21 protein-coding genes are annotated in these 23,707 nt (G+C 72.3%); 8 read left to right on the plus strand and 13 right to left on the minus strand.

The features are described from left to right. Window positions 1-29: 29 nt before the first annotated feature. From AC3A5R_RS04995 to uxaC, 3 genes are read right to left on the minus strand one after another with little or no spacing between them, the layout of a single operon-like run. Window positions 30-1,670, minus strand: a complete 1,641-nt coding sequence (locus AC3A5R_RS04995; protein WP_487619625.1) for a gluconokinase — start codon at window positions 1,668-1,670, stop codon at window positions 30-32. Next, a complete protein-coding gene (locus AC3A5R_RS05000; RefSeq protein ID WP_487619626.1) occupies window positions 1,667-3,082 on the minus strand; it encodes a mannitol dehydrogenase family protein in 1,416 nt (471 codons plus the stop codon). Before AC3A5R_RS05000 ends, AC3A5R_RS04995 begins: the two co-directional genes overlap by 4 nt. Further along, window positions 3,079-4,503 carry a glucuronate isomerase gene (uxaC, locus tag AC3A5R_RS05005; protein ID WP_487619627.1) on the minus strand — a complete coding sequence of 475 codons (1,425 nt, stop codon included), beginning with the start codon at window positions 4,501-4,503 and terminating at the stop codon, window positions 3,079-3,081. Before uxaC ends, AC3A5R_RS05000 begins: the two co-directional genes overlap by 4 nt. Before the next feature lie 109 nt (window positions 4,504-4,612). On the opposite strand from uxaC, the gene AC3A5R_RS05010 reads away from it, so the two are divergent. Next, window positions 4,613-5,983: a lactate racemase domain-containing protein gene (locus AC3A5R_RS05010; RefSeq protein ID WP_487619628.1), complete on the plus strand. Its 1,371-nt coding sequence runs from the start codon at window positions 4,613-4,615 to the stop codon at window positions 5,981-5,983. Here the strand turns inward: AC3A5R_RS05010 and AC3A5R_RS05015 are convergent. Next, on the minus strand, window positions 5,887-6,957 hold the full coding sequence (locus AC3A5R_RS05015; protein ID WP_487619629.1) for a LacI family DNA-binding transcriptional regulator: 1,071 nt from the start codon (window positions 6,955-6,957) through the stop codon (window positions 5,887-5,889). The two genes, AC3A5R_RS05010 and AC3A5R_RS05015, sit on opposite strands and share 97 nt — an antisense overlap. A 215-nt stretch (window positions 6,958-7,172) precedes the next feature. On the opposite strand from AC3A5R_RS05015, the gene AC3A5R_RS05020 reads away from it, so the two are divergent. From AC3A5R_RS05020 to larB, 5 genes are all read left to right on the plus strand, one after another. Continuing rightward, entirely contained in the window at window positions 7,173-8,183 is a 1,011-nt protein-coding gene (locus AC3A5R_RS05020; RefSeq protein WP_487619630.1) for a hypothetical protein, read from the plus strand. Window positions 8,184-8,374: 191 nt separating this feature from the next. Further along, window positions 8,375-10,156, plus strand: a complete 1,782-nt coding sequence (gene uidA, locus AC3A5R_RS05025) for a beta-glucuronidase (protein WP_487619631.1) — start codon at window positions 8,375-8,377, stop codon at window positions 10,154-10,156. A 136-nt stretch (window positions 10,157-10,292) separates the two neighbouring features. Beyond that, window positions 10,293-11,723 carry an NADP-dependent phosphogluconate dehydrogenase gene (gndA, locus tag AC3A5R_RS05030; protein WP_487619632.1) on the plus strand — a complete coding sequence of 477 codons (1,431 nt, stop codon included), beginning with the start codon at window positions 10,293-10,295 and terminating at the stop codon, window positions 11,721-11,723. Between the two features lie 10 nt (window positions 11,724-11,733). After that, on the plus strand, window positions 11,734-12,630 hold the full coding sequence (larE, locus tag AC3A5R_RS05035; RefSeq protein ID WP_487619633.1) for an ATP-dependent sacrificial sulfur transferase LarE: 897 nt from the start codon (window positions 11,734-11,736) through the stop codon (window positions 12,628-12,630). After that, on the plus strand, window positions 12,623-13,327 hold the full coding sequence (gene larB / locus AC3A5R_RS05040; RefSeq protein WP_487619634.1) for a nickel pincer cofactor biosynthesis protein LarB: 705 nt from the start codon (window positions 12,623-12,625) through the stop codon (window positions 13,325-13,327). The genes larE and larB overlap by 8 nt, the downstream gene beginning before the upstream one ends. Window positions 13,328-13,387: 60 nt before the next feature. On the opposite strand, the gene larC is transcribed toward larB, so the two are convergent. Both larC and AC3A5R_RS05050 read right to left on the minus strand, forming a co-directional pair. Next, window positions 13,388-14,650: a nickel pincer cofactor biosynthesis protein LarC gene (larC, locus tag AC3A5R_RS05045; protein WP_487619635.1), complete on the minus strand. Its 1,263-nt coding sequence runs from the start codon at window positions 14,648-14,650 to the stop codon at window positions 13,388-13,390. A 50-nt stretch (window positions 14,651-14,700) separates the two neighbouring features. Then, on the minus strand, window positions 14,701-15,273 hold the full coding sequence (locus tag AC3A5R_RS05050) for a TetR/AcrR family transcriptional regulator (protein WP_487619636.1): 573 nt from the start codon (window positions 15,271-15,273) through the stop codon (window positions 14,701-14,703). 93 nt (window positions 15,274-15,366) lie between these two features. Between AC3A5R_RS05050 and AC3A5R_RS05055 the strand changes: the two genes are divergently transcribed. Together AC3A5R_RS05055 and AC3A5R_RS05060 are read left to right on the plus strand one after the other, a co-directional pair. Beyond that, window positions 15,367-15,570: a hypothetical protein gene (locus AC3A5R_RS05055; RefSeq protein WP_487619637.1), complete on the plus strand. Its 204-nt coding sequence runs from the start codon at window positions 15,367-15,369 to the stop codon at window positions 15,568-15,570. A 112-nt stretch (window positions 15,571-15,682) separates the two neighbouring features. Further along, window positions 15,683-16,372: a DUF981 domain-containing protein gene (locus AC3A5R_RS05060; RefSeq protein ID WP_487619638.1), complete on the plus strand. Its 690-nt coding sequence runs from the start codon at window positions 15,683-15,685 to the stop codon at window positions 16,370-16,372. A 117-nt stretch (window positions 16,373-16,489) separates the two neighbouring features. Here the strand turns inward: AC3A5R_RS05060 and AC3A5R_RS05065 are convergent, their stop codons facing one another. The 7 genes from AC3A5R_RS05065 to AC3A5R_RS05095 all read right to left on the minus strand — a co-directional run bounded on the left by AC3A5R_RS05065 (window position 16,490) and on the right by AC3A5R_RS05095 (window position 23,670). After that, window positions 16,490-17,659, minus strand: a complete 1,170-nt coding sequence (locus AC3A5R_RS05065) for a sugar ABC transporter substrate-binding protein (RefSeq protein ID WP_487619639.1) — start codon at window positions 17,657-17,659, stop codon at window positions 16,490-16,492. A 64-nt stretch (window positions 17,660-17,723) separates the two neighbouring features. Next, on the minus strand, window positions 17,724-18,740 hold the full coding sequence (locus AC3A5R_RS05070; protein WP_487619640.1) for an ABC transporter permease: 1,017 nt from the start codon (window positions 18,738-18,740) through the stop codon (window positions 17,724-17,726). Next, a complete protein-coding gene (locus AC3A5R_RS05075; RefSeq protein WP_487619641.1) occupies window positions 18,737-20,317 on the minus strand; it encodes an ATP-binding cassette domain-containing protein in 1,581 nt (526 codons plus the stop codon). The genes AC3A5R_RS05070 and AC3A5R_RS05075 overlap by 4 nt, the downstream gene beginning before the upstream one ends. A 48-nt stretch (window positions 20,318-20,365) precedes the next feature. After that, a complete protein-coding gene (locus tag AC3A5R_RS05080) occupies window positions 20,366-21,523 on the minus strand; it encodes an NAD(P)/FAD-dependent oxidoreductase (protein WP_487619642.1) in 1,158 nt (385 codons plus the stop codon). Continuing rightward, the gene (locus AC3A5R_RS05085) at window positions 21,520-21,714 is read right to left on the minus strand and encodes a ferredoxin (protein WP_323101402.1); all 195 of its coding nucleotides are present in this window, start codon (window positions 21,712-21,714) and stop codon (window positions 21,520-21,522) included. Before AC3A5R_RS05085 ends, AC3A5R_RS05080 begins: the two co-directional genes overlap by 4 nt. Further along, window positions 21,711-22,889, minus strand: coding sequence for a cytochrome P450 (locus tag AC3A5R_RS05090; protein WP_487619643.1), 1,179 nt, complete (start codon window positions 22,887-22,889; stop codon window positions 21,711-21,713). Before AC3A5R_RS05090 ends, AC3A5R_RS05085 begins: the two co-directional genes overlap by 4 nt. Window positions 22,890-23,088: 199 nt before the next feature. After that, window positions 23,089-23,670, minus strand: coding sequence for a TetR/AcrR family transcriptional regulator (locus tag AC3A5R_RS05095; protein WP_487619644.1), 582 nt, complete (start codon window positions 23,668-23,670; stop codon window positions 23,089-23,091). Between the last annotated feature and the right edge of the window lie 37 nt (window positions 23,671-23,707).

Consider the following 23,707-nt stretch of genomic DNA (forward strand, 5'->3'; position numbering starts at 1 on the left):
GTAGAGGGCCGGGCGACCGCGCCCGACAATCAGTTGCCGCTTGTTGCCGACGTGGTTGCAGCCTCGGCAACGGGCCGTGCCCGGGGCGGGACGGCGAGCAGGTCTGCCGCTGCTGACAGCTCGCGAAGCCGCCCGGCCGCTGACGCCCGTGCCGCGCGGTAGACCTCCACCTCGGACGGGGTGGCCACGATCGCCTCCGCGCCGGCGCCGTCGGTGTCGAGCAGGCCCGGGCACAGATCCTCCAGCGCGACCTCGAGCGACGGTGCGCCCCCGACGGCGTGCCAGCCCAGGGCCGCGGCGCCGAGCGCAGAGCCCTCAGCACCGGCCGTGACGACCAGCGGACGACCGAGCACCCCGCCGAGGACCTCCCGCCACAGCGGCGCACGGAAGACGCCCCCCGTCGCCCTGATCGACGTGACGGGCCGGACGGCGTCGAGCCCGTCCAGGATCGTCGCGAGCTGGAAGGCCACGCCCTCGACGGCTGCCCGCACGAAGTGGCCTCGTGTGTGGTGCTGCCGCAGCCCGAGGAAGGCACCGCGCACGTCCGCGTCCCAGAGCGGCCCCCGTTCGGCGAGCAGGAAGGGCAGCATGACAAGGCCCTCGCTCCCCGCAGGCACTCCCCGGGCGAGGGCGAGCACCTGCGCGTCGCGGTCGCCGCCGTCGGCGACGTCGGTTGCGAGCACGGAGCCGGCCCATCGGACCACGGCTCCCCCGTTGCTGATCGGGGTGCCGACAACCCAACGGTCGTCGGTGAGGGCGTAGCAGAAGAGACGCCCGCCGGGGTCGGCGAACGGCTGGTCGACGACGAGCCGGAGCGCGCCGCTCGTGCCGAGGGACAGGCCTGCCACACCGGGACGCAGGGCGCCCGTACCGAGGTTGCCCAGGGGCCCGTCCCCCGCGCCGAGCACGACCGGCACGCCAGCGGGCAGCGCTGTGCGGCGGGCGGCCTCGGCGCTGAGCGGCAGGGTCGTCGTCGTGGGCAGGACGTCGGGGAGCTGGTCGCGACGCACGCCGGCGAGGTCGAGGGCGAAGGGGTCCCAGGTGCGGTCGCGCACCGACAGCAGACCGGTCCCGCTCGCCGAGGACAGCTCGGTGACGACCTGACCCGTGAGGGCGTGGACGACGAGGTCCTTGAGGCCGGCCCACGTCGTGACGGCGGCGGTCAGGTCCGGCTCGTGACGGGCGAACCAGAGCAGCTTGGTCAGGGGCGACATCGAGTGCACCGGGGTGCCCGACGTCTGGTGCAGCCTGGCGGCGTGCGGGGAGGACCGCAGCTCGCGGGCTTCGTCGCGGGCGCGCGCATCGGCCCACGTGACGATCGGCGTCAGGGGTCGGCGCTGCGCGTCGAGGCCGATGAGGCCGTGCATGGCGGTGCTGATCGACACCGCGGCGACCGGGGCCCCGTCGAGCTGCTCGGTGATCCCCGACAGGACGGCGTCGACGGCCGCGAGCACAGCCTCCGGGTCCTGCACGCGCCAACCCGAACGAGGCCGCACCAGCGGGTACTCACGGGAGGCGGCGACCCGCGGGCCGGAGTCCGTCGGCAAGGCGTCCGTCGGGAAGGCGACCGCCTTGGCCGCGGTCGTGCCGACGTCGAGTCCGATGACGACCTCGCGCGTTCGGCCGGCCGGGGTGCGCCCCGCTCCGGAGGCAGCGCGACCCGTGCTCACGACGCCCGGCGTTCGAGGTCACGCACCTGCTCGGCGACGACCGGTGCGAGCGCGGCGTCGAGGTCGAGCCACGCCACAACCGCTCCGGCTGCGTCGTCGACCGATCCCCTTGCGAGGGCGGTCACTTCGTCGGCGCGCGCGTCGGTCACCGGCGCCCCGAGGCCGCGCAGGTGGGCCACCCAGGCGGCCACGAGACGCGTCGCGCCGTCGGGACGCCGCCCGGTGGCGAGCTCGGCGCGCACCACCGGCACGGCGCGGATCGGGATCTTCTGCGACCCGTCCGCCGCGATCTGGGCGAGCAGGTGGCGGATGTTCGCGTTGCGGTAGCGGTCGAGCAGGGCTGCGCGGTACTCGGCGATCTCGGCGGGTGGCAGGCTCAGGTGCGCCGACGCCGTGTCCCACCACTGCTCGACCCACGAGCGGACCACCGGGTCGGCGACGGCCTCGGCCACCGTCTCGTGACCGAGGGCTGACCCGGCGTAGGCCATGAGCGAGTGGGATCCGTTGAGCAGCCACAGCTTCCGCTGTTCGAACGGCCGCACGTCCTCGACGAACCGAGCGCCCGCCGCTTCCCAGCATGGGCGTCCGGCCGGGAAGGCGCCGGCCAGCACCCACTCGGAGAAGGGCTCGGTGGGCACCACCGCGGCGTCGTCGAAGCCGGTCGCCGCGAGCACCTCGTCGCGGTCGGCCTCGGTCGTGCGGGGCGTGATCCGGTCGACCATCGTCGTCACGAACGAGACGTTCTCGGCGATCCAGGCGGGGAGCGTCGCGTCGACGTGCGAGGCGAGCCCACCGACGACGCCCGCCACCATCGCGCCGTTGTCGGGCACGTTGTCGTTGGGCACGATCGTCAGCGCACCGGCACCCGACGCGCGCCGCGCCAGCAGCCCGGCGACGAGGCGCCCTGGCGTGGTCACGACCACCCCATGTGTCGGGTCCTGTTGCAGCGCAGCGATGTCCGAGGACACCTCGGTGGCGTCGACATCGAGGCCGCCGTCGGCCGTGCGGCGGTAACCGGCCTCGGTGACGGTCGTCGTGACGACGGCGACCGCCGGGTCGGCGAGGTAGCGGCGGAGGGCGGTGAGGTCGTCCCCGGGGCGGACGGCGCTCAGGCTCGAGACGACCTCGGGTGTCGCGCCCCGCTCTCCGCGGACGAGGAGGGTGTACAGCCCGTCCTGGGCGGCCAGCGTGTCCGCGACGGTGGCCGAGCGGCCGGTGAACGCCGCGATCCCCCAGTCCGCCGCGTCGGGGGCGTGCTCGGTGTACCAGGCGGCGTGCGCCCGGAAGAAGTTGCCGACGCCGAGGTGGACGACACGGACCGGCGCCGGCGGACGACCGGCGACGGCACGGCTCAGCCGGGGGGCCGCACCCGGTGCGGCGTCGTGGCTCGTGGGACGGGTCCGGGTGCTCACAGCTTGAACGCCTTTCGCGGGATCGTCGTGACGAGGTCGACGGCGGTCTCGAGGGCCTCGTCCTCGTCGAGCCGGTGCTCGGCGACGAGCTGCGCGAGGTACGCGCTGTCGAGCCGCCGCGACATGTCGTGCCGCGCGGGGATGGACAGGAACGCGCGCGTGTCGTCGATGAAGCCGGACGTCCGGTAGAAGCCCGCCGTCTCCGTGACCGCGCCCCGGAAGCGGCGCACCGCCTCGGGGGCGTCGAGGAACCACCACGGTGCGCCCGCGTAGACGCTCGGGTAGAAGCCGGCGAGCGGGGCGATCTCGCGCGAGAAGACGGTTTCGTCGAGCGTGAAGAGGACGAGCTGGAAGCCGTCCGCCGTGCCGAACCGGTCGAGGAGGGGCTGCAGCCCCCTCGTGAACTCCACCGTGGTCGGGATGTCGTGGCCGGTGTCGGCGCCGAAGGCCTCGAGCGTGGGCGTGTGGTGGTTGCGGTGGACGCCCGGGTGCAGCGTCATGACGAGGCCGTCCTCGGTGGACATCCGCGCCATCTCGACGAGCATGTGGCGTCGGAACGCCGTCGCGTCGGTGGGGCACACCGTGCCGCGCAGCGCGGCGTCGTAGATCCGCGACGCGGCGGCGTCGTCGAGCTCGAGCGTCACGACGTCGGCGTGCGAGTGGTCCGACGACACGGCGCCGTTCTCCTTGAAGAAGCGGCGGCGCTGCTCGAGCGCGGCGAGGTAGCCGCGGTACGTGCCGGTGTCGACGCCGCTGACGCGAGCCAGGTCGGTCATGAGGTCGGAGAACCCGGCTGCGCCCGGCTCGAGGTAGCGGTCCGGCCGGAACGTGGGCACGACGCGCGGTGCGAAGGATGCGTCGTCGCGGAGCACCCGATGGTGGTGCAGGTCGTCGGCCGGGTCGTCGGTCGTCGCGAGCACCTCGATACCGAACCGGTCCATGAGGCCGCGCGGCCGGAAGTCGGGGCGGGCGATCGTCTCGGCGATGCGGTCGTAGATGCCGTCGGCGCTCTCCGGCGCCAGCCTTTCGGTGATGCCGAAGACGTCGGCCAGGACGCTGTCCATCCAGAACCGGCTCGGTGTGCCGCGGAACGCCTTCCAGTGCGCGGCGAGGTGACGGAAGCCCCGGCGCGAGCCGTCCGCGTCGAGGGGCCGACCGCCGACGCCGAGCTGCTCGAGCGGCACGCCCTGGGCGTGCAGCAGCCGGAAGACGTAGTGGTCCGGGGAGATGAGCAGCGCCGTCGGGTCGGTGAAAGGCGTGTTCTCGGCCAGCCACTCCGGCGGCACGTGACCGTGTGGCGAGATGATCGGCAGCTCGGCGACGGCGCCGTAGAGGCGACGGGCGATCTCGCGGGTGCCGGGGTCGACCGGCAGCAGCCGGTCGGGGTCGAGGGCGAGCGGTCGGGCCGCGAGCGTCGTCATGCCTCCCATCGTCGGTCCGAGCGGGACCGGAGGGCCACGGGTTGCCACCTGTTGCCACGTGTTGCCCGGACGCCTTGCCACGCCTCGTCGACGGGATGAGAGTGGGCGCATGACGACGACCGCACCGGCCTCCCCGACCACGCCCGGACCCGGCACGGCTCCCGGCTCAGCTCCCGGTTCGGCTGATGGTGAGGAGACGCCCGAGGTCGCGGCGCGACGAGCCGTCCGGCTCGGTGGGCCGGCGTCGCGACTCGGCTCCGACGAGGTGCGCCGGTTCGTCCGGGAGCAGCTCGACGACACCGACCTCGACGGCAGGAGCGTGTGCATCGTCGTGCCCGACGGCACCCGCACCTGCCCCCTGCCCCTGCTCGTCGGCGCGGTCCACGAGGCCCTGCACGGCCGGGTCACGCGGATGACGACCCTCATCGCCCTCGGCACGCACCAGCCGATGTCCGAGGCGGCGCTCGCGGCGCACCTCGGCTACGAGGCCGGGCACCTCGAGGACACCTATCCCGGCATGACGGTCGTCAACCACGAGTGGTGGGACCCCGACACGTTCGCCGACCTCGGCACCATCCCCGCGGCGCGGCTGGCCGAGCTGTCCGAGGGGCGCCTCTCGATGGACGTCAGGGTGCTGCTCAACCGCGCCGTCGTCGAGCACGACGTCGCCCTCGTCGTCGGGCCGGTGCTGCCGCACGAGGTCGTCGGCATCTCCGGCGGCAACAAGTACTTCTTCCCCGGCGTCGCCGGCCAGGACATCATCGACGTCTCCCACTGGATCGGGGCCCTCATCACCTCGGCCGAGATCATCGGCACGACCGCGGTCACCCCGGTGCGGGCGCTCATCAACGAGGGCGCCTCGCTCGTGCCCGCCGAGAAGCTCGCCTTCTGCGTCGTCGGCGAGAAGGGCTCGCACGGTGGCGAGCAGGCGCTGCACTCGATCTCCTTCGGCGACACCATCTCCTCGTGGGCCAGCGCAGCCGAGGTGTGCGCTCAGACGCACGTCACGTACCTCGACGAGCCGGTGCGACGCGTCGTCTCGGTGATCCCGGAGATGTACGACGACATCTGGACCGGCGCCAAGGGGTTCTACAAGCTCGAGCCCGCCGTGGCCGACGGGGGCGAGGTCATCCTCTACGCGCCGCACATCACCGAGATCTCGACGAGCCATCCCGAGATCAACGAGATCGGCTACCACTGCCGCGACTACTTCGTGAAGCAGTGGGACCGCTTCAAGCACATCCACTGGGGCACTCTCGCGCACTCGACCCACCTGCGCGGAGCGGGGACGTACGACGCCGAGACTGGCGAGGAGCGGCTGCGCGTCCAGGTCACGCTGGCGACGCGGATCCCCGAGGAGGTCTGTCACGCAGCGAATCTCGGCTACCTCGACCCCGACTCCCTCGACGTGGCTGCCGAGGCGGAGGGCGGGACGTTCGTCGTGCCCAACGCCGGCGAGGTCCTGTTCCGGCTGCGCTGAGCCGTCGAGCGCCGGACGACGAGCCGCATCGGCATGACGATCGGCTCGCGGCTCGGCACGGCGCCGCCGACCATGGCGACGAGGTTGCGCACCGCGGTGGCGCCCATGGCGTGCAGCGGTGCGGCGACGGTCGTGAGCTCCGGCTCGGTGATCTCGGCGAGCAGGGTGTTGTCGATACCGACGACACTCACGTCGCCCGGGACTCCGACCCCCAGGCGGAGCAGGCCCTTGAGGACGCCGATCGCGACGACGTCGTTGTAGGCGACCACGGCGGTGGCCCGCTGCTTCGCGATCTCGCGGGCCTTGCCGAAGCCGGCCTGCACCGTGGGCGTGTTGCACGGTCCGACGCGCTTGACCTTCAGGTCGAGCTCGTACGCCGCCTCGCGGAGCGCCTGCCACCGCACGCCGTCGGTCCAGCTCGCCTCCGGCCCGGCGACGTAGGTCACCGTGTCGTGGCCGAGCTCGGCAAGGTGCTCGACCGCGCGCCGCACCCCCCGCGCGTTGTCCACGAGCAGGCTGGGCACCTCGGGCAGGCGGCGGTTCAGCACGACCACCGGCCGCTGCTTGGCCATCATCCGGATGGCCTGGTCGGACATCCGCGAGCTCGCGAGCAGTACCCCCTCGACCGAGCGCAGCTCACGCTCGGTCCACTCCCGCTCGAGCTGTGCGTCCTCCTGCGTGTGCGACAGCAGGACCGTGTAGCCGAGGTCGCCCGCCGCCTCGTGGGCTCCGCGGATGATGTCGGCGTAGAACGGGTTGGTGATGTCGGTGACGACGAGCGCGAGCGTGCGAGTCCGGCTCGTCACGAGGCCGGGCAGGGAGCCGGACCGGTAGCCCAGCTCGCGCGCTGCCTCGAAGATCCGGGCCGCCGTCTCGGCGTTGACCCGACCGGGACGGGCGAAGGCCCGCGACACGGTCGAGGCGGCGACGCCGGCCGCCTCGGCGACGTCGTAGATCGTCGGCCGACGCTCCATGCCCGCCACCCTAGTGCGCCCCCCTTCCCCCCTCGCGACAGCAATCCCCCGCCCTCCCCCAATCGAAAGAGCACTCCGTCACGATCCCTCCCAATCGAAAGAGCACTCCGTCACGCTCCCCTCCCATCGAAAGAGCGCTCCGTCACGGCCCGGCACGACGCACTCCTGTGGATGACGCGCTCGCACGATCACGAGCCGGCGCCACGATCGGCGTCATGCCCGCGACCCTGCCGGCGGCCCTGAGAGACCGCCCCTTCACGCCGACCATGGCAACCGCCTGGGGCCTCACGAAGCCGCAGGTCTACGCCCTGAACCTCAACTCCCCCGCGCGCGGCGTCTGGTCCTCGGCCGCCTGCGACTCCCTCGTGGAGAAGTGTTCGGCGGTCGGCCTGGTGGTCGAGCGGCATGCCTTCTCGCACCTGACGGCCGCGCGGATCCACGGACTCCCGTTGCCGATGTCGCTCGATGACGACGTCGCCATCCACGTGACACGGAACATGAGGGACGGTGCGGTGCGCCGGCGCGGGTTCGTGGGGCATCGGGGCCTTTCGGACCGAACCGTCGTACGCGTCGCCGGGCTTCCGGTGACGAGTCTGGCCGACACCTGGGTCGACCTGGGCGAGCTCATCCGGCCGGGAGTCCCGCTGGGTCACGACGATCTCGTGGTGATCGGCGATTCCGTCGCCACCAGGCTCGGTTCGGTGGAGCCGTTGCGCACAGCTCTTGCCGCGCGCGTCGCGCCACGCGGCAAGCTCACCCTGCTCGAAGCGCTGGACTGGATCCGCGTCGGCTCGGAGTCACCGGGCGAAACCCGCACCCGTCTCGTCCTCTTGCGCGCTCGACTACCCGAACCAGAGCTCAACAAACCGGCGTACGCCGAGGGTCGGCGGTGGCTCGGCAGGCCGGACATGCGCTGGGTCAAGCAGCGGGTGCTGCTCGAGTACCAAGGACGGGAGTTCCACGACAGTCCTGAGCAGCGACGGCACGACGAAGCACGCTTCCAGCGCTTCTCCGATGGAGGGTGGTCGGTCATCGACGTCTGGGATGACGACGTCAACAGCGACGGCGCCCGGTATGCGTTGGTACGGCGCGTCGCGAACGAGCTAGGCCACCCACGCGCGGCTCTGGAGCTCTCTGATATCCACCCGCGGTTCTTCAGCACGCGCATGCTCGAGCTTGCCGAGATCCGCGCACGTCGACTGCGCGCTCGCGCGAACGCAGCGTGACGGACTGCTCTTTCGATTGGGGTGGAGGGTGACGGACTGCTCTTTCGATTAGGTGGAGGGTGACGGAGTGCTCTTTCGATTGGGGTGGGGGGTGACCTGCGGGTGTGGCAACTGGTGGCAATCGCTCGCTCTGCGGCGGGGCCGGTGACTCAATGGGAGGAGCCCCAGACCTCCCACCGAAAGGCCGCCCCATGCTCCGCCCCCAGGACACCTCCACCCGCGAGACGAAGCGGCTCGACGGCATCTGGTCCTTCCAGCTCGACGGCGCCTCGGAGGGGCGCGACGGGGGATGGTTCCGGGGCCCTCTCCCGGCGCCCCGCGACATGGCGGTCCCGGCCAGCTTCAACGACCTGACCGCCGACAGCGCCGTGCGCGACCACGTCGGCGACATCTGGTACCAGCGGACCGTGCACGTGCCCCGTGGCTGGGCCGGGCAGCGCGTCGTGCTGCACTTCGAGTCGGCCACGCACCGGGCGACGGTCTGGGTCGGTGACCACGAGGTCGTCAGCCACGAGGGCGGCTACACCCCGTTCGAGGCCGACGTCACGGAGTTCGTCATCCCGGGCGAGCCCGTGCGCCTCACCGCCCTCGTCAACAACACGCTGAGCTTCCAGTCGATCCCGCCGGGCGTCATCGAGGACGGCCCGGCCGGTCAGAAGCAGATCTACTGGCACGACTTCTTCAACTTCGCCGGCATCCACCGCTCGGTCTGGCTCAGCGCGACGCCGCAGGCCCGCCTCGAGGACATCACGGTCGTCACCGGCTTCCAGGGCGACACCGGCTCGGTCGAGTACACGGTCGTGTCGGCTGACGCCGAGGGCCTCGACGTGCGCGTCGTGCTGCGCGACGCCGGTGGCCGCGAGGTCGCGACCGGCACCGGGGCGAACGGCACCCTCGAGGTCGCCGACGTCCACCTCTGGGCACCCGGCCACGGCTACCTCTACGACCTCGAGGTGCAGCTCGTCGACGACGCCGGGTCCGTCCTCGACAGCTACCACCAGAGCGTCGGCATCCGCACCGTCCAGGTGCGCGGCACCGAGTTCCTCATCAATGGGGACCCTTTCTACTTCAAGGGTTTCGGCATGCACGAGGACCACTCGACGATCGGCAAGGCGCACAGTCCGGCGCACGTCGTGCAGGACTTCGAGCTGCTCGACTGGATCGGCGCCAACTCGTTCCGCACGTCGCACTACCCCTACTCCGAGGACGTCATCGACTACGCCGACCGGCACGGCATCGTCGTCATCGACGAGACCGCGGCCGTCGGCCTCAACATGGGCCTCGGCGGCGGCATCTTCGGCGGCCAGGGCTACACGACCTTCTCCCCCGAGACCGTCAACGACGAGACCCGTGAGGTCCACGCCCAGGCGATCCGCGAGCTCATCGCCCGCGACAAGAACCACCCGAGCGTCGTGCTCTGGTCGATCGCCAACGAGCCCGAGTCCGACACCGAGGGCGCCGAGGACTACTTCCGCCCGCTCTTCGACGTGGCTCGCGAGGCGGACCCGACGCGTCCGGTGGGCTTCGTCAACGTCATGCTCGCGCCGCACGGCAAGTGCCGCGTGTCGCAGTTCGCCGACGTGCTCATGCTCAACCGCTACTACGGCTGGTACGTCAACACCGGCGACCTCGCCGGCGCAGAGATCGCCTGGACCACCGAGCTGAACGGCTGGGCCTCCGAGGGCAAGCCGATCGTCATCACCGAGTACGGCGCCGACACCCTCGCCGGCAACCACTCCCTCACCCCGCAGCCGTGGAGCGAGGAGTACCAGGTCGACTACCTCGACATGAACCACCGCGTGTTCGACGCCTGCGACGCCGTCGTCGGCGAGCACGTCTGGAACTTCGCCGACTTCGCCACGACCTCCGGGATCATGCGCGTGGACGGCAACAAGAAGGGCGCCTTCACCCGCGACCGCAAGCCCAAGGCTGCCGCCTTCGCGCTGCGTCGCCGCTGGCGGAAGGACGCGTGAGCCCGGGCGCCGCCGTCCACTCGCGTATCCGACGGCGCCCGTCCACCTGCGGGCGCGGTCGCGTCGGTGTCGACCCGGCCGCGCCCGAACCCAGCAGCCGTCCAGCTCGACCGCCTTGTCCCAGAGAGGAACAGCAATGACAGACCAGGCCAACATCGGTGTCGTCGGACTCGCCGTCATGGGCAGCAACCTCGCCCGCAACCTCGCACGGCACGGTCACCGCGTGGCGCTGTTCAACCGCACCGCCGAGCGCACGAGGCAGCACGTCGCCGACCACGGCTCGGAGGGGACGTTCCTGCCCTCGGAGTCGCTCGAGGACTTCGTCGCCTCGCTCGAGCGGCCGCGGCGGGTCATCGTCATGGTCAAGGCGGGGGCCGGTACCGATGCGGTCATCGACCAGCTCGTGCCCCTCCTCGAGGAGGGCGACATCGTCGTCGACGGCGGCAACGCCCACTTCGAGGACACCCGCCGCCGCGAGGCGGCGCTGCGCGAGCACGGACTCCACTTCGTCGGCACCGGCATCTCGGGCGGTGAGGTCGGCGCGCTCGAGGGTCCCTCGATCATGCCCGGCGGCTCGAAGGAGTCCTACGCCGCGCTGGGGCCGATCCTCGAGTCCATCGCGGCGCAGGTCGACGGTGAGGCGTGCTGCGCGTGGATGGGCCCGGACGGTGCCGGCCACTTCGTCAAGATGGTCCACAACGGCATCGAGTACGCGGACATGCAGTTCATCGCCGAGGCCTACGACGTGCTCTCGGCCGCGGGCCTCTCCGCCTCCGAGGTGGCCGACGTCTTCCGCGAGTGGAACACCGGCGAGCTCGACTCCTTCCTCGTCGAGATCACGGCCGACGTGCTCTCGCAGGTCGACGCGTCCACCGGCCGTCCCCTCGTCGAGCTGATCACCGACGCCGCCGAGCAGAAGGGCACCGGCCGGTGGACCGTCCAGATCGCCCTCGAGCTCGGCGTGCCGGTCTCGACCATCGCCGAGTCGGTGTTCGCCCGCTCGGCCTCGGGCGACACGGCGGTGCGCGACGCCTCGCGTGGCGTGCTTGCCGGCCCGGACCGCACTGTCTCCGTGCACGATCGGGGCCAGCTGGTCGACGCCGTGCGCGACGCCCTGTGGTGCTCGAAGGTCGTGGCCTACGCCCAGGGCCTCGAGCAGATCCGCAAGGCGAGCGAGGAGTACGACTGGGACGTCGACATCGCGACGGTGGCTCGCATCTGGCGTGGCGGCTGCATCATCCGGGCCCGGCTGCTCGCCCAGATCAGTGACGAGTACGCCGCAGGCGGACTTCGCACCCTCCTCGTCGCGCCGAGCATCGCCACCGGGCTCGCCGACCGGCAGGACGCGTGGCGCCGGGTCGTCGGTCTCGCGACGACCGCGGGCGTGCCGGTGCCCGGCTTCTCCAGCGCCCTCGGCTACTACGACACGGTGCGCGCCGAGCGCCTCCCGGCCGCGCTCGTACAGGGCCTGCGCGACAACTTCGGCGCGCACACCTACGGCCGCACCGACCGCCCCGGAGCGTTCCACACCCTGTGGTCGGGTGACCGGAGCGAGGTCGAGGCGTGAGGATGGGGGCATGACGACCCCTGCGACCGTGGCCGACGGCGTCCACGCGGACCTGCCCGAGCACCTGGACGCGCTCGCCGGGAGGGTCACCGACGCCCTCGACGCCGGCCTGCCACCCGGCGCGCACCGTCGGCTGGGTGTGGCGTTCTCGGGCGGCGTCGACTCGAGCCTCCTGCTCGCCCTCGCGGCGCGCGCGCTGGGGGTCGACCGGGTGGTCGCGGTCCTCGGGGTCTCCCCCAGCCTCGCGGCCGACGAACGGCGAGGGGCGCACGACGTCGCTGCGCACCTCGGCGTGCCGCTCGTCGAGGTCGCCACGCACGAGGGCGACAACCCGGCCTACCGGCGCAACGGCCCGGACCGCTGCTTACACTGCAAGGACGAGCTGTTCACCCGGATCTCCGACGAGGTCGTCGAGCGGCACGGGTTGTCCGCCGTGGCCTACGGCGAGAACGCCGACGACACGAGCCGCCCCGACCGCCCCGGGGCCCGGGCCGCCACCGAGCACGCGGTGCTAAGGCCGCTGGCCGACGCCGGCCTCACCAAGGCGGACGTGCGGGCACTCGCCCGGGCGCTCGGGCTGCCGAACGCCGACAAGCCGGCAGCGCCGTGCCTCGCCTCGCGCATCCCCCACTTCACCGAGGTCGACCCGACGCGTCTCGGCCAGGTCGAGGCGGCCGAGCACGCCCTGAGGCGGCTCGGTTTCGCCGACGGACGCGTGCGCCACCACGGCGACGTGGCGCGGGTCGAGCTCCTCCCCGACGACCTGCCCCGTGCAGTCTCACCGGACGTCCGCGACCGACTCGTGGCCGCGGTGAGGTCCGCCGGCTTCCGGTTCGTCGCCCTCGACCTCGCGGGCATCCAGTCGGGTGCCTTCACCCTGCCGCTCGTCGAGGTGGCTCGTGGCTGACGCAACCGGCGCCGAGCTGGACGGCACCGGCCTCGACGGCGTCGCCGAGCTCGACCTCGCCCGAGGGGCCCGGCGCGGCTACCCGGAAGCGATCTACTGCGAGGGCAAGACGCCGGAGCAGGTGCGGGCGATCGCGCGTCGCCTCGGCGACGCGCACGCTGCCGGTGAGACCAGCGGCTCGGTCCTCTTCACCCGCGCGACCGCCGACCACGCGGACGCGGTGCTCGCCGAGCTACCCGACGCGCGCCACGACGAGACTGCGCGGCTGCTCGCCTGGCCGCCCGAACCGCCCACTCCCACAGGCGAGCTCGTCGTCGTACTGTGCGCCGGCACCTCCGACCTCCCGGTCGCGCAGGAAGCCGTCCTCACGGCCCGGTACCTCGGGCGGCAGGTCGAGCTCGTCGTCGACGTCGGCGTCGCGGGGATCCACCGCGTCCTCGCCCGACGCGAGCTCATCGACCGTGCCGGCGCCCTGGTCGTCGTCGCGGGGATGGACGGGGCCCTGGCCAGTGTCGTCGCCGGTCTCGCCCGTGCACCGGTCGTCGCCGTTCCCACCTCGGTCGGCTACGGCGCCGCGTTCGGCGGCATCGCGCCCCTGCTGACGATGCTCAACGCGTGCGCGCCTGGGGTCGGGGTCGTCAACATCGACAACGGCTACGGCGCAGGACACCTGGCCGCCCAGATCGCGGCCCGCTGACGGACCCGCGGCAAGGCGACGAAACCGCGGACCCCGCCGACCCGCCGTCAACCGCCGCGGTCAGCCCTGCGACCGAAGATCCTGCGGCACGGTCGAACCCGCGCCCAGGCCGGCCGCGTCTGCCTGCGCCACGGCACGCGTCAGGACGTCGCGCACGGGTCGACCCAGCGCGGCCGCGGCCGCCTCGACGTCGCGGAACTCCGGGGTCGCGGTGACGACGCGGCCCGCCCGGTGGGCGACCTTGACGCCGACGCGCTGACCGTCGACGTCGACGTCGACCCACCCCCGAGCCAGGGCCCACCGGTGTACTCGGGTCTCACGCACGCCGATGGTGCTCGTCGTCGCGAGCAGCAGGTCGCGCAGGCCGGCGCTCCGGTTCGGGACGGTCAGCACCGACACGACCTGGGCCGGGCGACCCCGCTTCATGAGGATCGGCGTCAGCCACGCGTCAGCCGCCCCGGCATCGAGCAGGCCGTCGATGACGGTCGGCCACACCCGGGGGTCGAGGTCGTCGACGTTGGCCTCGAGCAGGACCATCTCCGACAGGGCGAGGCCGTCGTCGGTCTCGACCCCCGCAGGCGCCGCGACGGCGCGACCCATGACGACGCGCACGACGTTCGGCCGGTCGGGCACGTCCTTGGTACCGGCCCCGACGCCGTGCGCCGCCACCTGAACAGCCGGCAGTGGCCCCTGGCCCGAGGCGAGCGTCGTGGCCAGCGCGACGCCGGTGGGCGTGGCGAGCTCGCCGTCGCCGCCTGACGTGACGTCCCACCCGTGCAGCAGCTCGAGGACGGCCGGGACCGGCACGGGGATGCGCCCGTGGGCGGCGCGTACGGTACCGCTGCCGACGGCCAGGCGCGAGGCCGTGACGTCGGTGACCCCGAGCTCGGACAGCGCTGCGCACACCCCGACGACGTCCGCGATCGAGTCCCACGCCCCGACCTCGTGGAAGTGGACCTCGTCCGTGGTGACGCCGTGCACCCGCGCCTCGGCCTGCGCGAGGCCCCGGAACGTGGCGAGCGCGCGCCGGCGCGTGGGCTCGTCGAGGGTGGCGGCCCCGAGACGTTCCCGGATCGTCGACCACGAGCGGTGGTGCTGGTCCTCCACGAGCAGCTCGACATCGACCTTGAGGGCGCGCATCCCGGCGCGCTGCACCGGCGTCGCGACGAGGCGAACCGTGTCGGGGATGACGGCGTCGACGGCCGACTGCACCCGGTCGAGCGAGGCCCCGGCGTCGACGAGGGCCGCGAGCAGCATGTCGCCGGCCACTCCCGCCGACAGGTCGAGCCACGCGGAGAGTCCGGTGTCCGTTCGTGGCTCCATGTCGCTCACCGTACGCGGCCGGGCCGCCCGCCGGGGCTGCGACTCGACGGTCACGCCGGCGCCGGGTCCGCGCCGTGGAGCAGCAGCTCGACGATCCCGTCCGCCCATCCCCTGCGGGCGCGCCCGTGGCGGAGCAGCTGGGCGAGGTAGGCCCCGAGGGCGAGGTCGGCGAGCGCCTCGCCGTCGGTACCGGCGCGGACGCGTCCGGCCTCGATGTCTGCGTCGATCTCGCCCTGGAGTGCCGTCAGCTGCCCCACGAGGTGGGCGCGCAGGGCCGCGCTGAAGGCCGGGTCCGAGTCCGTGAGCACCGACGCGACCGCCCCCCGGCCGAGCTGTTCGTCGACGAGGCCGAGCGCCTGCTCGAGGAGCCAGCGCAGCTTGTCCTGCAGGGGCAGCTCACGAGCAGGCAACGGCGCCTCGACCAGCTGCCCGAGGGTTGCCGCAAGGAGCGCCTCGCGGTTCCGGTAGCGCCGGTAGACCGTGGTGCGCGCGACCCCGGCCCGTGACGCCACCGCATCGATGTGGACGCCGCCCGGGCCCTGCTCGCGCAGCAGGCCGAGGGCGGCGCCGGCGATCCGGTCGTCGGTCCTCGGGTCGCGGGGCCGGCCTCGCGCTGGGGTCATGTCGATGCCTCCGGGAACAAAGACGAGCTCATTAACGCTACATACACTGTAGCGATAATCGTGAGGAGTCACCTCACGAGGAAGGAGCCCATCATGACCCCCGGTGAGGTCCTCGTCCCCGGAGCCATCGCGATCGTCTTCGTCGTCGCCTGGTTCGTCTTCGGCCTGGTCGACGCCACCCGACGCGACTCCCACCGGGAGGACGCCCCGAACCCCGGCACCGGGCCGACCCGCCAGCCGATCCCCCAGCCGATCCCCCAGCCGGTGCGGCACACCGCGGGCACCCACCGCCGCTGAGCCGAGCGACATCCCACCCTGGTACCGGCATCGTGGCCGTGCCACCACTTCGAACCATTTCAGAGACACGACAGACGGACCGTCCGGCCCGTAGCAAGGAGAAGAAGGCGACATGGTCGTCTACAACGAGCTGGTGGCCATCACCGCCGGAGCCGGGCTCATCGGCTTCGCGTGGTTCCTGGTCCACCTCATCCGAGGCAAGCACGTCGACAGCGAGGGCTGGGCCGGGTTCTTCGGCGTCACCGGCGTGCTGCTGCTGGCCCTCGGCCTGCACACCACCGTCACCTGGCCGTTCGGCGGCGACGGCTTCGAGTACGCCAACGTCGCGTTCGGCCAGCCTGCCGCCGGCTTCGGCGTCCTGCTGGTGTTCGCGGCGGTCTACCTCTGGCGTCACCGCACGATGTTCGCCGCGGACGACGACACGGCCAACGCGACCGCCCTGCGCTCGCTCAAGCCCGTCTCGATCTTCGTCGGCGCGCTCGGGCTCGGCATGGCCGTCCTCGCCATCGCCTTCGTCCGCTTCCAGCTCGGCGCCGCTCCCCCGGAGGAGCCGATCAGCGGACGCTTCGGCCACCTGCCGCTGCTCGAGGCACTCTTCCTCGGCGGCCTGTGGGGCATCGTCGCCATCGGCGCCCTGCTCTTTGCCGTGGCCCAGCTGACCGACCGGGCGTCGTTGCTGCTGTGGGCCGCCCGCGCCTGGCTGGTCGGCGGCGTGGTGTTCCTGCTCTTCGGTGCGATGAACTTCTACACGCACATCGGCATGTACTACAACATCGCCCACGGGACGTCGTACCTGTGGTGAACCGTCCTGCGCCTCCTCGGTGAGAACCCCGGTCGGGCCCGTCCATCCGGACGGGCCCGACCCCTGTCACCGAGCACCCCCGCGAGGGCCGGGCACGCCGAAGGTGCCGAGAGCGCGTCAGCCGCCGAGGCCCCAGTGTGCGCGGAAGCCGTCCTGGTAGTCGGTCGAGCCGTACCACGACCCTGACTTCTCCCCCTGGGCGGTGAGGTCGAGGCTGCCGACGTTCGCCGCCGTGACCATGCGCCGGTACGGGAACTGCACGTTCACCGTCGCCGGTGCACCCGACATCATGCGCAGGGCCTGGTCGGACGCGTACCAGGCCAGGGCGTCGGCGTTGAAGCCCACCTCGGAGTGGACGAACTGCCCGCTCTTGAGCATCTGCATCGTCGCGAGCACCCCGTCCATGCTGGCGATCTTGACGCCGGTGGCGTTCGCCGCCTGCAGCCCCTCGACGACCGGCTGGACCGCGAAGTCCACCTCGGTCTGCACGTGGGTGATCTTCGGGTCCTTCGTCAGGGCGCTCGTGATGAGGCTCGGCAGCTTGTCGAACTGGCCGGTGTTGGCCTTGACGACGGTGACGGTGCAGTCGGGGCAGCTCTTCTCGTACGTCGCGAGCGCACCCTGCTCGGCCCACAGCACGGTGGCCGGGGTGTCGGTGATCTCGACGTAGAGCACGTGCGCCGCGGCGTCGGAGTCGGCGATGACCGACTGTGCCGACAGCGACTGGAGCCCGACATAGTCCGGGGTGAGGTACGCGACCTTGGTCGGGTCGCCGGGCCCGGCGGGAGCGGTCATCGTGTTGACGACGGGGATCCCCGCCTTGGCGGCGCTCTCGAAGGCGACCGACACGAGCTCGGTGGGGATCGACCCGGTGACGATGGCGCCGGCACGGGCGTCGATGGCCTGCTGGATGCAGCTGGCCATGTTGGCGGGGTTGGACTTGCCGTCGCACACCTCGACCCCGACGCCGGCCGAGCCCAGCGCAGTCTTCAGCGAAGAGGCGATGGCCTGGAACACCGGCACCTGGTAGGTGGCCGGCACGAAGTACACCGTCTTGCCCTTGAGGGCGGTGATGTCCTTCAGGGGCGCGCCAGGTGCCGTGAAGGTCGCGACGGCCTGGGTGGCCTGGTCGACGACGCGCTGCGCGGCCGACGCCTCGGCCCGGCTGGGCGCGGAGGTCGGGGCGCCACCCGCCGCCGCGCTCTGCTCCTCGACGGAGCTGCAGCCGGCGAGAGCCACGGCGCTGACGGCGAGTGCCGCGAGCAGCGACTTGGACGTGAGATTCATGCGGTACTCCGTATTCGAGAAGGATTGGTGCACAGGAGGACTGGAAGAGCGAGCGGCTTGCCGGCTATCCCCGGACGCGTCGTTGCACCCACGTGGACGCGGCGACGGCGCCGACGAGGGCGATGCCGTAGAAGGCGTCGGCGACCCAGCCCTGGTAGCCGAGGAGCTGGAGGCCGAAGATCCCCGTGACGAGGAAGTACACGGCGATGAACATCCCGATCGGGTTGAACCGCCCGGGCACGACAGCCACGGTGCCGAGGAAGACGCTGGCGAAGGCCGGCAGGAAGTACTCACGGGCAGACGTGGCGTTGAAGCCGCCGAGCCCGGCCGCGCTGATGACGCCGGCGACGCCGCAGAGCAGCGACGAGGTCAGCCACGCCCCCACGCGAACTCGGGCCACCGGGATTCCTGCGAGCCGGGCGACCTCGCGGTTGGCGCCGACGAAGAGGATCCGCCGACCGAGCGGCGTCGCACTCATGAGGTAGCCGAAGACGAGGACGAGGACGACGCCGTACCAGAAGACCATCGGCAGCCCGAGCACGCGGGCGAGCGCGATGTTGGACAGGCCGAAGTCCAGCCCGCTGACGGACGTCTCCTGCGACACCCAGCCCCCGAGCCCGATGGCGAGGCTGCCGACTCCGAGCGTCACGATGACCGGGTTGATCCCGGCGCGGACCACGAGCAGCGCGTTCGCCGCACCGAAGACCAGGGCGAGCCCCACCGCGGCCAGCGCGGCCGCCGGAAAGGACCAACCCTGCAGGACGACGAGCGCGGAGACGCTCGCCCCGGACAGCGCGTAGACCGACGGGAACGACAGGTCGAACTCGCCGACGGCCATGGTGAGCACGACCGCCATGCCGAGGAACACGAGCGGCGTCTGCCGGGCGAAGATCCCCTGGAGGAAGTTGCCCAGCGGCACGTCGGCGAGCAGGAAGAAGCCGGTTCCCATGACCAGCCAGAGCAGGATGAGGCTGTACCGGCGGGCGAGGTCGCCGAGGTCCACGCGCCGCCGGCCGGCCGCCGTCGTGCTCGCGTCGGCCCCATCGTTCTCGGTGAGATCGGGGGCAGTGGTGGTGGTCATGCTGTTCCTCCGGCGGGGCTGGCGAAGACGGCCTCGAGGACGGCCTCGGGGGTGAACGGGCCGGCGAGGTCGCGTGCGACGACCCCGTCCTCGAGCACGAGGAGGCGGTCGCAGACGGCCGCGAGGTCCTCGACCTCGGACGAGACGTAGAGCACGGCGGTGCCGTCCTGCGCCACCTGTCGGCTGGCAGCGAGCAGCGCCGCGCGGGCGCCCACGTCGACGGCCTGGGTCGGCTCCTCGAGGACGAGGAGGCGCGGACGCTCGAGCAGCCACTTGCCGAACAGGACCTTCTGCTGGTTGCCGCCGCTCATCGTGGCGACGACGGTGTCCCGGGCGCGCGGGCGCACGTCGTACCGGTCGAGGACGGAGTCGGTCTCGCGGCGGCGCCAGGCGGCCCCGAGATACCACGGCCGCGACCGCGACCCGACGTGCGGGATGGTGATGTTCTCCTCGACGGTGAGCCCCATGGCGAGGCCCCGCCCGTGCCGGTCCTGGGGGATCAGCACGACCTTCGCAGCGAGCAGGTCGGCCACGTCGACGCGTGCCAGGTCGAGGTCGCGGCCGTCGAGGCGGATGGTGCCGGCCGCAGCGGTTCCGCCGAGCAGCGAGGGGAGGTCGAGGATGCCGGAGTCGACGGTGCCGGTGACGCCGACCACCTCGCCGGGGCGCAGGCTCGCCGTCACGTCGCGGACCCGCCCGCCGCGGATGCCGACGAGCTCGATCGACGCCTCGCCGGGGCTGGGTGGGTACTGGCCGACGAGGTCGCCCGGGGCGCCGTCCCGGCCGAGCACCATCCTGGTCAGCATCGCCTCGTCGAGACCCACGACGGGTACGCCCGCCTCGACCACCCGGCCGTTGCGCAGCGCCGTGACCCGGTGCGCCAGGGCGAGGACCTCCTTGAGGTCGTGGCTGACGAAGAGCACGGCCGTGCCCTGCTCGGCGAGGAAGCGCACCATGCCGTAGAAGGCGGGCAATGCCTCGTGCGGGATGGCCCGCGACGACTCGTCGAAGACGATGACCCCGCTGCCGGGCTCGCGCTCCTGCAGGGCGCGCGCGACAGCCACCGCGACGCGCTCGCTCGGGGTGAGCGAGGCGACGGTGGCCTCGGGGTCGATCGGCACTCCGAGGAACTCGAACGTGCGGCGCACCGCCGCCCGGTCTGCCGCGCGGTCCACCCGACGCGTCAGGCGGCCCACGGCGTTGAGCCCGACGCGGACGTTCTCGCGGACGGAGAGGTCGGGCACGAGCCCGAGGTCCTGGTGCACGAACGCCAGACCCTGGCGATGCAGCCGTCCGGCGGCGACCGGCGGCCCGAGGTGCACGCCGTCGACGAGGATCTCGCCGCCAGGGTCCGCGCGGTGGACGCCGCTGACGAGCTTGATGAGCGTCGACTTCCCGGAGCCGTTCTGCCCGACCAGGGCGTGGATCTCGCCGGGCTGCAGCGTCAGGTGGGCGTCGTCGAGGACGGTCACGCCGGAGAACGTCTTCGACAGCCCACGCACCTGCAGGCGTGGCGCAGCGGCGTTCTGGTCGCGGGCCGGGGGCTCCGAGCCAGTGGCAACGTCAGTGGTGCTCATGGCAGCGTCTCCGAGTCGTGGAGTGGTGTGTCGGGGGTAGAGGCGGCCTCAGCCGGTGACGGCGGGCTCGCACAGCCGGCGCAGCCGAGGGATCGGGATGCGGTAGTTGAGGGCGACGGCAGCGCTCCCGATCGACGCGTCAGCGGCGTTCCAGCGCAACAGCTTTCGGTCCTCGCCAGGCTCACCGTCGAGGAGCTCCGGGTCGCCGGGCAGCGGCAGGTGCCCGACCGCCTTGAGCGAGAGCCCGAACTGCTCGGTCCAGAAGTAGGGTCGGTGGTCGCCGGGCACCGGGTCGACGCCGAGCAGCGCCGCAGCGGCCGTGCGAGCCCGGTCGATGGCCGAGCTCCACAGCGGCACCCGACGGATGCCGCGCGGCGTGGGCACCGAGGCCACGTCGCCCGCGGCGACGACCTCCGGGCGGACGCGTCCGCGCGCGTCGGTGACGAGCGCGCCGTTCTCGAGAAGCCCACTGCCGTCGAGCCATTCGACGTTGGGGCGGTCACCGACGGCCGTGATGACGAGCCCTGCCTCGATGACCGGGCCCTCGGCGAGGACGACGCCCGTGCCGGACGCGTCGCGCAGCAGCCGCGCCCCGGCGCTCTCGACGACGCGCAGGCCGCGGTGGGTCGCCGCAGAGACGAACAGGTCGGACAGGTGGGGGCCGAGCTGGGCCAGCAGGGGCGGGCCCTGCGAGACCAGGGTGACCTCGCACCCGTTGTCGAGGCACGACGAGGCGATCTCCATGCCGAGCGGGCCTCCGCCCACGATGACGACGGACGGGCGGTCGGCCACCCGCGACCGCAGCCGCCAGGCGTCGTCGATCGTGCGCAGCGTCAGCTCACCGGACGCGTCCTGCTCCCCACCACTGAGCCGGCGGGCCCGGCAGCCGCTCGCGATGACGACGCCGTCGTAGGGCAGTCGGTCGCCGGTGTCGAGCAGCACGGTGCGCGCCTCCACGTCGAGGCCCACGGCCGCAACGCCGCGCAGCTCGGTCCCGCCGTGGGCGGCGGTCGGCAGCTCGTGCGCCGTGAGGCCGTCGGGGTCACGCAGGAGCGCCTTCGACAGCGCCGGCCGGCTGTACGCAGCATGCGGCTCGTCGCCGACGACGGTGAGCTCACCGTCGAAGCCGTTCTGGCGCAGGGCATCCGCGGCCGTCACCCCGGCGATCCCCCCACCGACGACGACGATCCGCCGCAGGTCGCTCATGCCAGTCTCAGGGCCGCCACGGGGCACACCCGGACCGCGGCGCTCGCCGCTGCGGCCTCGGGAGTGCCCGCGTCCACCTCGTCGCGGTCGAGCACGAGCTCGCCCTCGTCGTCGAGGTGGAGCAGGCTCGGGGCCTCCTCCTCGCACAGTCCGTGACCCTCGCAGCGCGGTCGGTCGAGCTCGATCCTCATGCCGGCACCACCTCGAGGACGGGGAGCGCGTCGATGCTCCGGGTGATGTTGCTCGGGACGCGCCGCGTCTCGCCGACGACGAGCCGCTCGACGCGTGCGGCGAGCGCGCCGATGATCGCGTGCGCCTCGAGCCGGGCGAGCCCCTGGCCCGCGCAACCGTGCGGGCCGTAGCCGAAGGACAGGTGGTCGACCGGGTTGCGCGTCACGTCGAAGGTGTCGGGCGCGTCGTAGTGGCGCGGGTCGCGGTTGCCGGCGCCGAAGAGGATGGCGACCTGCGAGCCGGCCGGCACGAGGGCTCCGTCGATCTCGACGTCCTTCGTCACCCGACGACCCCACGCGTGGACCGGGGCCCAGTAGCGCAGCACCTCGTTGAAGGCCGACCCGACGAGGGCGCGGTCCTCACGGACGAGGGCCAGCTGGTCGGGGTGCTGCGCGAGGAGCGCGACGATGTTGCCGATCGCGGCGACCGTCGTGTCGACGCCGGCCCCGAGGTACTGGTGGATGATGTGGCCGGCCGTGTTCGGGGGGATCTCGCCCCGCGCCTCGGCCTCGAAGATGCCGCGCCCGACCGATCCGGGCGCAAGGTCGTCGGCGGTGACCTGCGAGCACCAGCCGTAGAGCTCGCCGGCCACTGGGAAGTTCTCGGCGGTGCGCTGGTTCAGCGGGCCGATGACCTCCATCGCCGCCTGGCCCCAGCGGAGCATCGTCGCGCGGATCTCGTCGGTGAAGCCGATGAGGTCGGCGACGACCTGGATCGGGAAGACCCGGCCCAGCGCGTCGATCGCCTCGAACGAGCCGCTCTCGACCAGCTCGGCGACGAGCGCGTCCGCCTTCTCCTCGATCTGGCCCTTGAGGCCCCGCAGCGAGCGCGGCGTGAGGTTGGCGCTGAGCGTCGCCCGCAGCTGGGTGTGGGCCGGCGGGTCCGAGGCGAGCGAGGTGCCCTGGAGGGCCTCGTTGACCATCGGGTTGAAGCCGATCGAGGCCGAGGAGAAGGTCTCGGTGTCGGCGAGGGCGTCACGGATGACGTCGTAGCGCGTCAGGGCGTAGACGTCGTTGGCGGGCAGGTGCACCACCCCGGCGGTCTCGCGGAGCGTCGCATAGGTCGGGTACGGGTCGAGCAGGACCTCGTCGGAGAGGTCCAGGTCGCCCACGGCAGCGGGGGCTTTGGTTGACATGCTGCAAAGTGAATGTGCTGGACGTAAGTGTTGTCAACGGTTTGACCAGAAAATCTCGGCGGACGTCGCCCGACGTCGGGGCAATTCCGGACAAGCGGGCAGGCCGACGGGGCGCCCGGGCGAAGACACCCGGGCGCGGCGACGACGTGGAGATGCGGACAGCGTCAGAACGCTTGCCGCACAGCGACGCCCGCTCGAGTCAGTTGGTGAGCAGGTGCATCCAGGAGTCGGTGAGCTCCTCGAGGTACACCTCGCGCGGTGCACGCCAGCCGGTGGCGAAGTAGCGCCGCGAGAGGTACTCGAGCTGGCCGAACGCGAGCACGCAGCGCACCCGCCGGACGTCGGGGGTGAAGCGTCCGGCCCGCTCGAGACCCCGGACCATCTCGCCGACCGCGTGCTCGAACCAGCTCTCGGTGCGCTCGTTGACGGCCGGCTCGTGGGTCGCCTGGAACGAGGCCGTGAGGTACGGCTTGATCTCGTCCCACTGCGAGAACTTCAGGTCGATCCAGGCATGGACGAGCTCACGCGAACCGGACTCCACCACCTCGGACAGTGACGGGTCGTCGGCCGAGGTGAGGATGTGGTCGACCTTCTCGAGCAGGGCCGCCATGACCTCGGCCTTGCCGGCGAAGTGCAGGTAGAACGTCGTGCGCGTGGAGCCGGCCGCCTGCGCGATGTGGTCGACCGTCGTCGCCGCGTAGCCCTTCTCGCCGAAGAGCTCGAGCGCCTTCTCGAGGAACAGGTCGTAGGTCATCTGCTTCTGGGCGGCGCGGAGCGACATGGCACGCAGCATAACCGCGTACACCCAAACATCGTAG

The sequence above is a fragment of the Intrasporangium sp. Soil_C_50 genome, assembly GCF_057656595.1.

Coding starts and splice junctions, on each gene's coding strand:
- uxaC (WP_487619627.1), bottom strand. CDS start 4,503: ATGACGACGCTCGCGGCCCGACCGCTCGCCCTCGACCCCGACCGGCTG.
- AC3A5R_RS05010 (WP_487619628.1), top strand. CDS start 4,613: ATGACGACGACCGCACCGGCCTCCCCGACCACGCCCGGACCCGGCACG.
- AC3A5R_RS05015 (WP_487619629.1), bottom strand. CDS start 6,957: ATGGAGCGTCGGCCGACGATCTACGACGTCGCCGAGGCGGCCGGCGTC.
- AC3A5R_RS05020 (WP_487619630.1), top strand. CDS start 7,173: ATGCCCGCGACCCTGCCGGCGGCCCTGAGAGACCGCCCCTTCACGCCG.
- uidA (WP_487619631.1), top strand. CDS start 8,375: ATGCTCCGCCCCCAGGACACCTCCACCCGCGAGACGAAGCGGCTCGAC.
- gndA (WP_487619632.1), top strand. CDS start 10,293: ATGACAGACCAGGCCAACATCGGTGTCGTCGGACTCGCCGTCATGGGC.
- larE (WP_487619633.1), top strand. CDS start 11,734: ATGACGACCCCTGCGACCGTGGCCGACGGCGTCCACGCGGACCTGCCC.
- larC (WP_487619635.1), bottom strand. CDS start 14,650: ATGGAGCCACGAACGGACACCGGACTCTCCGCGTGGCTCGACCTGTCG.
- AC3A5R_RS05050 (WP_487619636.1), bottom strand. CDS start 15,273: ATGACCCCAGCGCGAGGCCGGCCCCGCGACCCGAGGACCGACGACCGG.
- AC3A5R_RS05055 (WP_487619637.1), top strand. CDS start 15,367: ATGACCCCCGGTGAGGTCCTCGTCCCCGGAGCCATCGCGATCGTCTTC.
- AC3A5R_RS05060 (WP_487619638.1), top strand. CDS start 15,683: ATGGTCGTCTACAACGAGCTGGTGGCCATCACCGCCGGAGCCGGGCTC.
- AC3A5R_RS05065 (WP_487619639.1), bottom strand. CDS start 17,659: ATGAATCTCACGTCCAAGTCGCTGCTCGCGGCACTCGCCGTCAGCGCC.
- AC3A5R_RS05070 (WP_487619640.1), bottom strand. CDS start 18,740: ATGACCACCACCACTGCCCCCGATCTCACCGAGAACGATGGGGCCGAC.
- AC3A5R_RS05075 (WP_487619641.1), bottom strand. CDS start 20,317: ATGAGCACCACTGACGTTGCCACTGGCTCGGAGCCCCCGGCCCGCGAC.
- AC3A5R_RS05080 (WP_487619642.1), bottom strand. CDS start 21,523: ATGAGCGACCTGCGGCGGATCGTCGTCGTCGGTGGGGGGATCGCCGGG.
- AC3A5R_RS05085 (WP_323101402.1), bottom strand. CDS start 21,714: ATGAGGATCGAGCTCGACCGACCGCGCTGCGAGGGTCACGGACTGTGC.
- AC3A5R_RS05090 (WP_487619643.1), bottom strand. CDS start 22,889: ATGTCAACCAAAGCCCCCGCTGCCGTGGGCGACCTGGACCTCTCCGAC.
- AC3A5R_RS05095 (WP_487619644.1), bottom strand. CDS start 23,670: ATGTCGCTCCGCGCCGCCCAGAAGCAGATGACCTACGACCTGTTCCTC.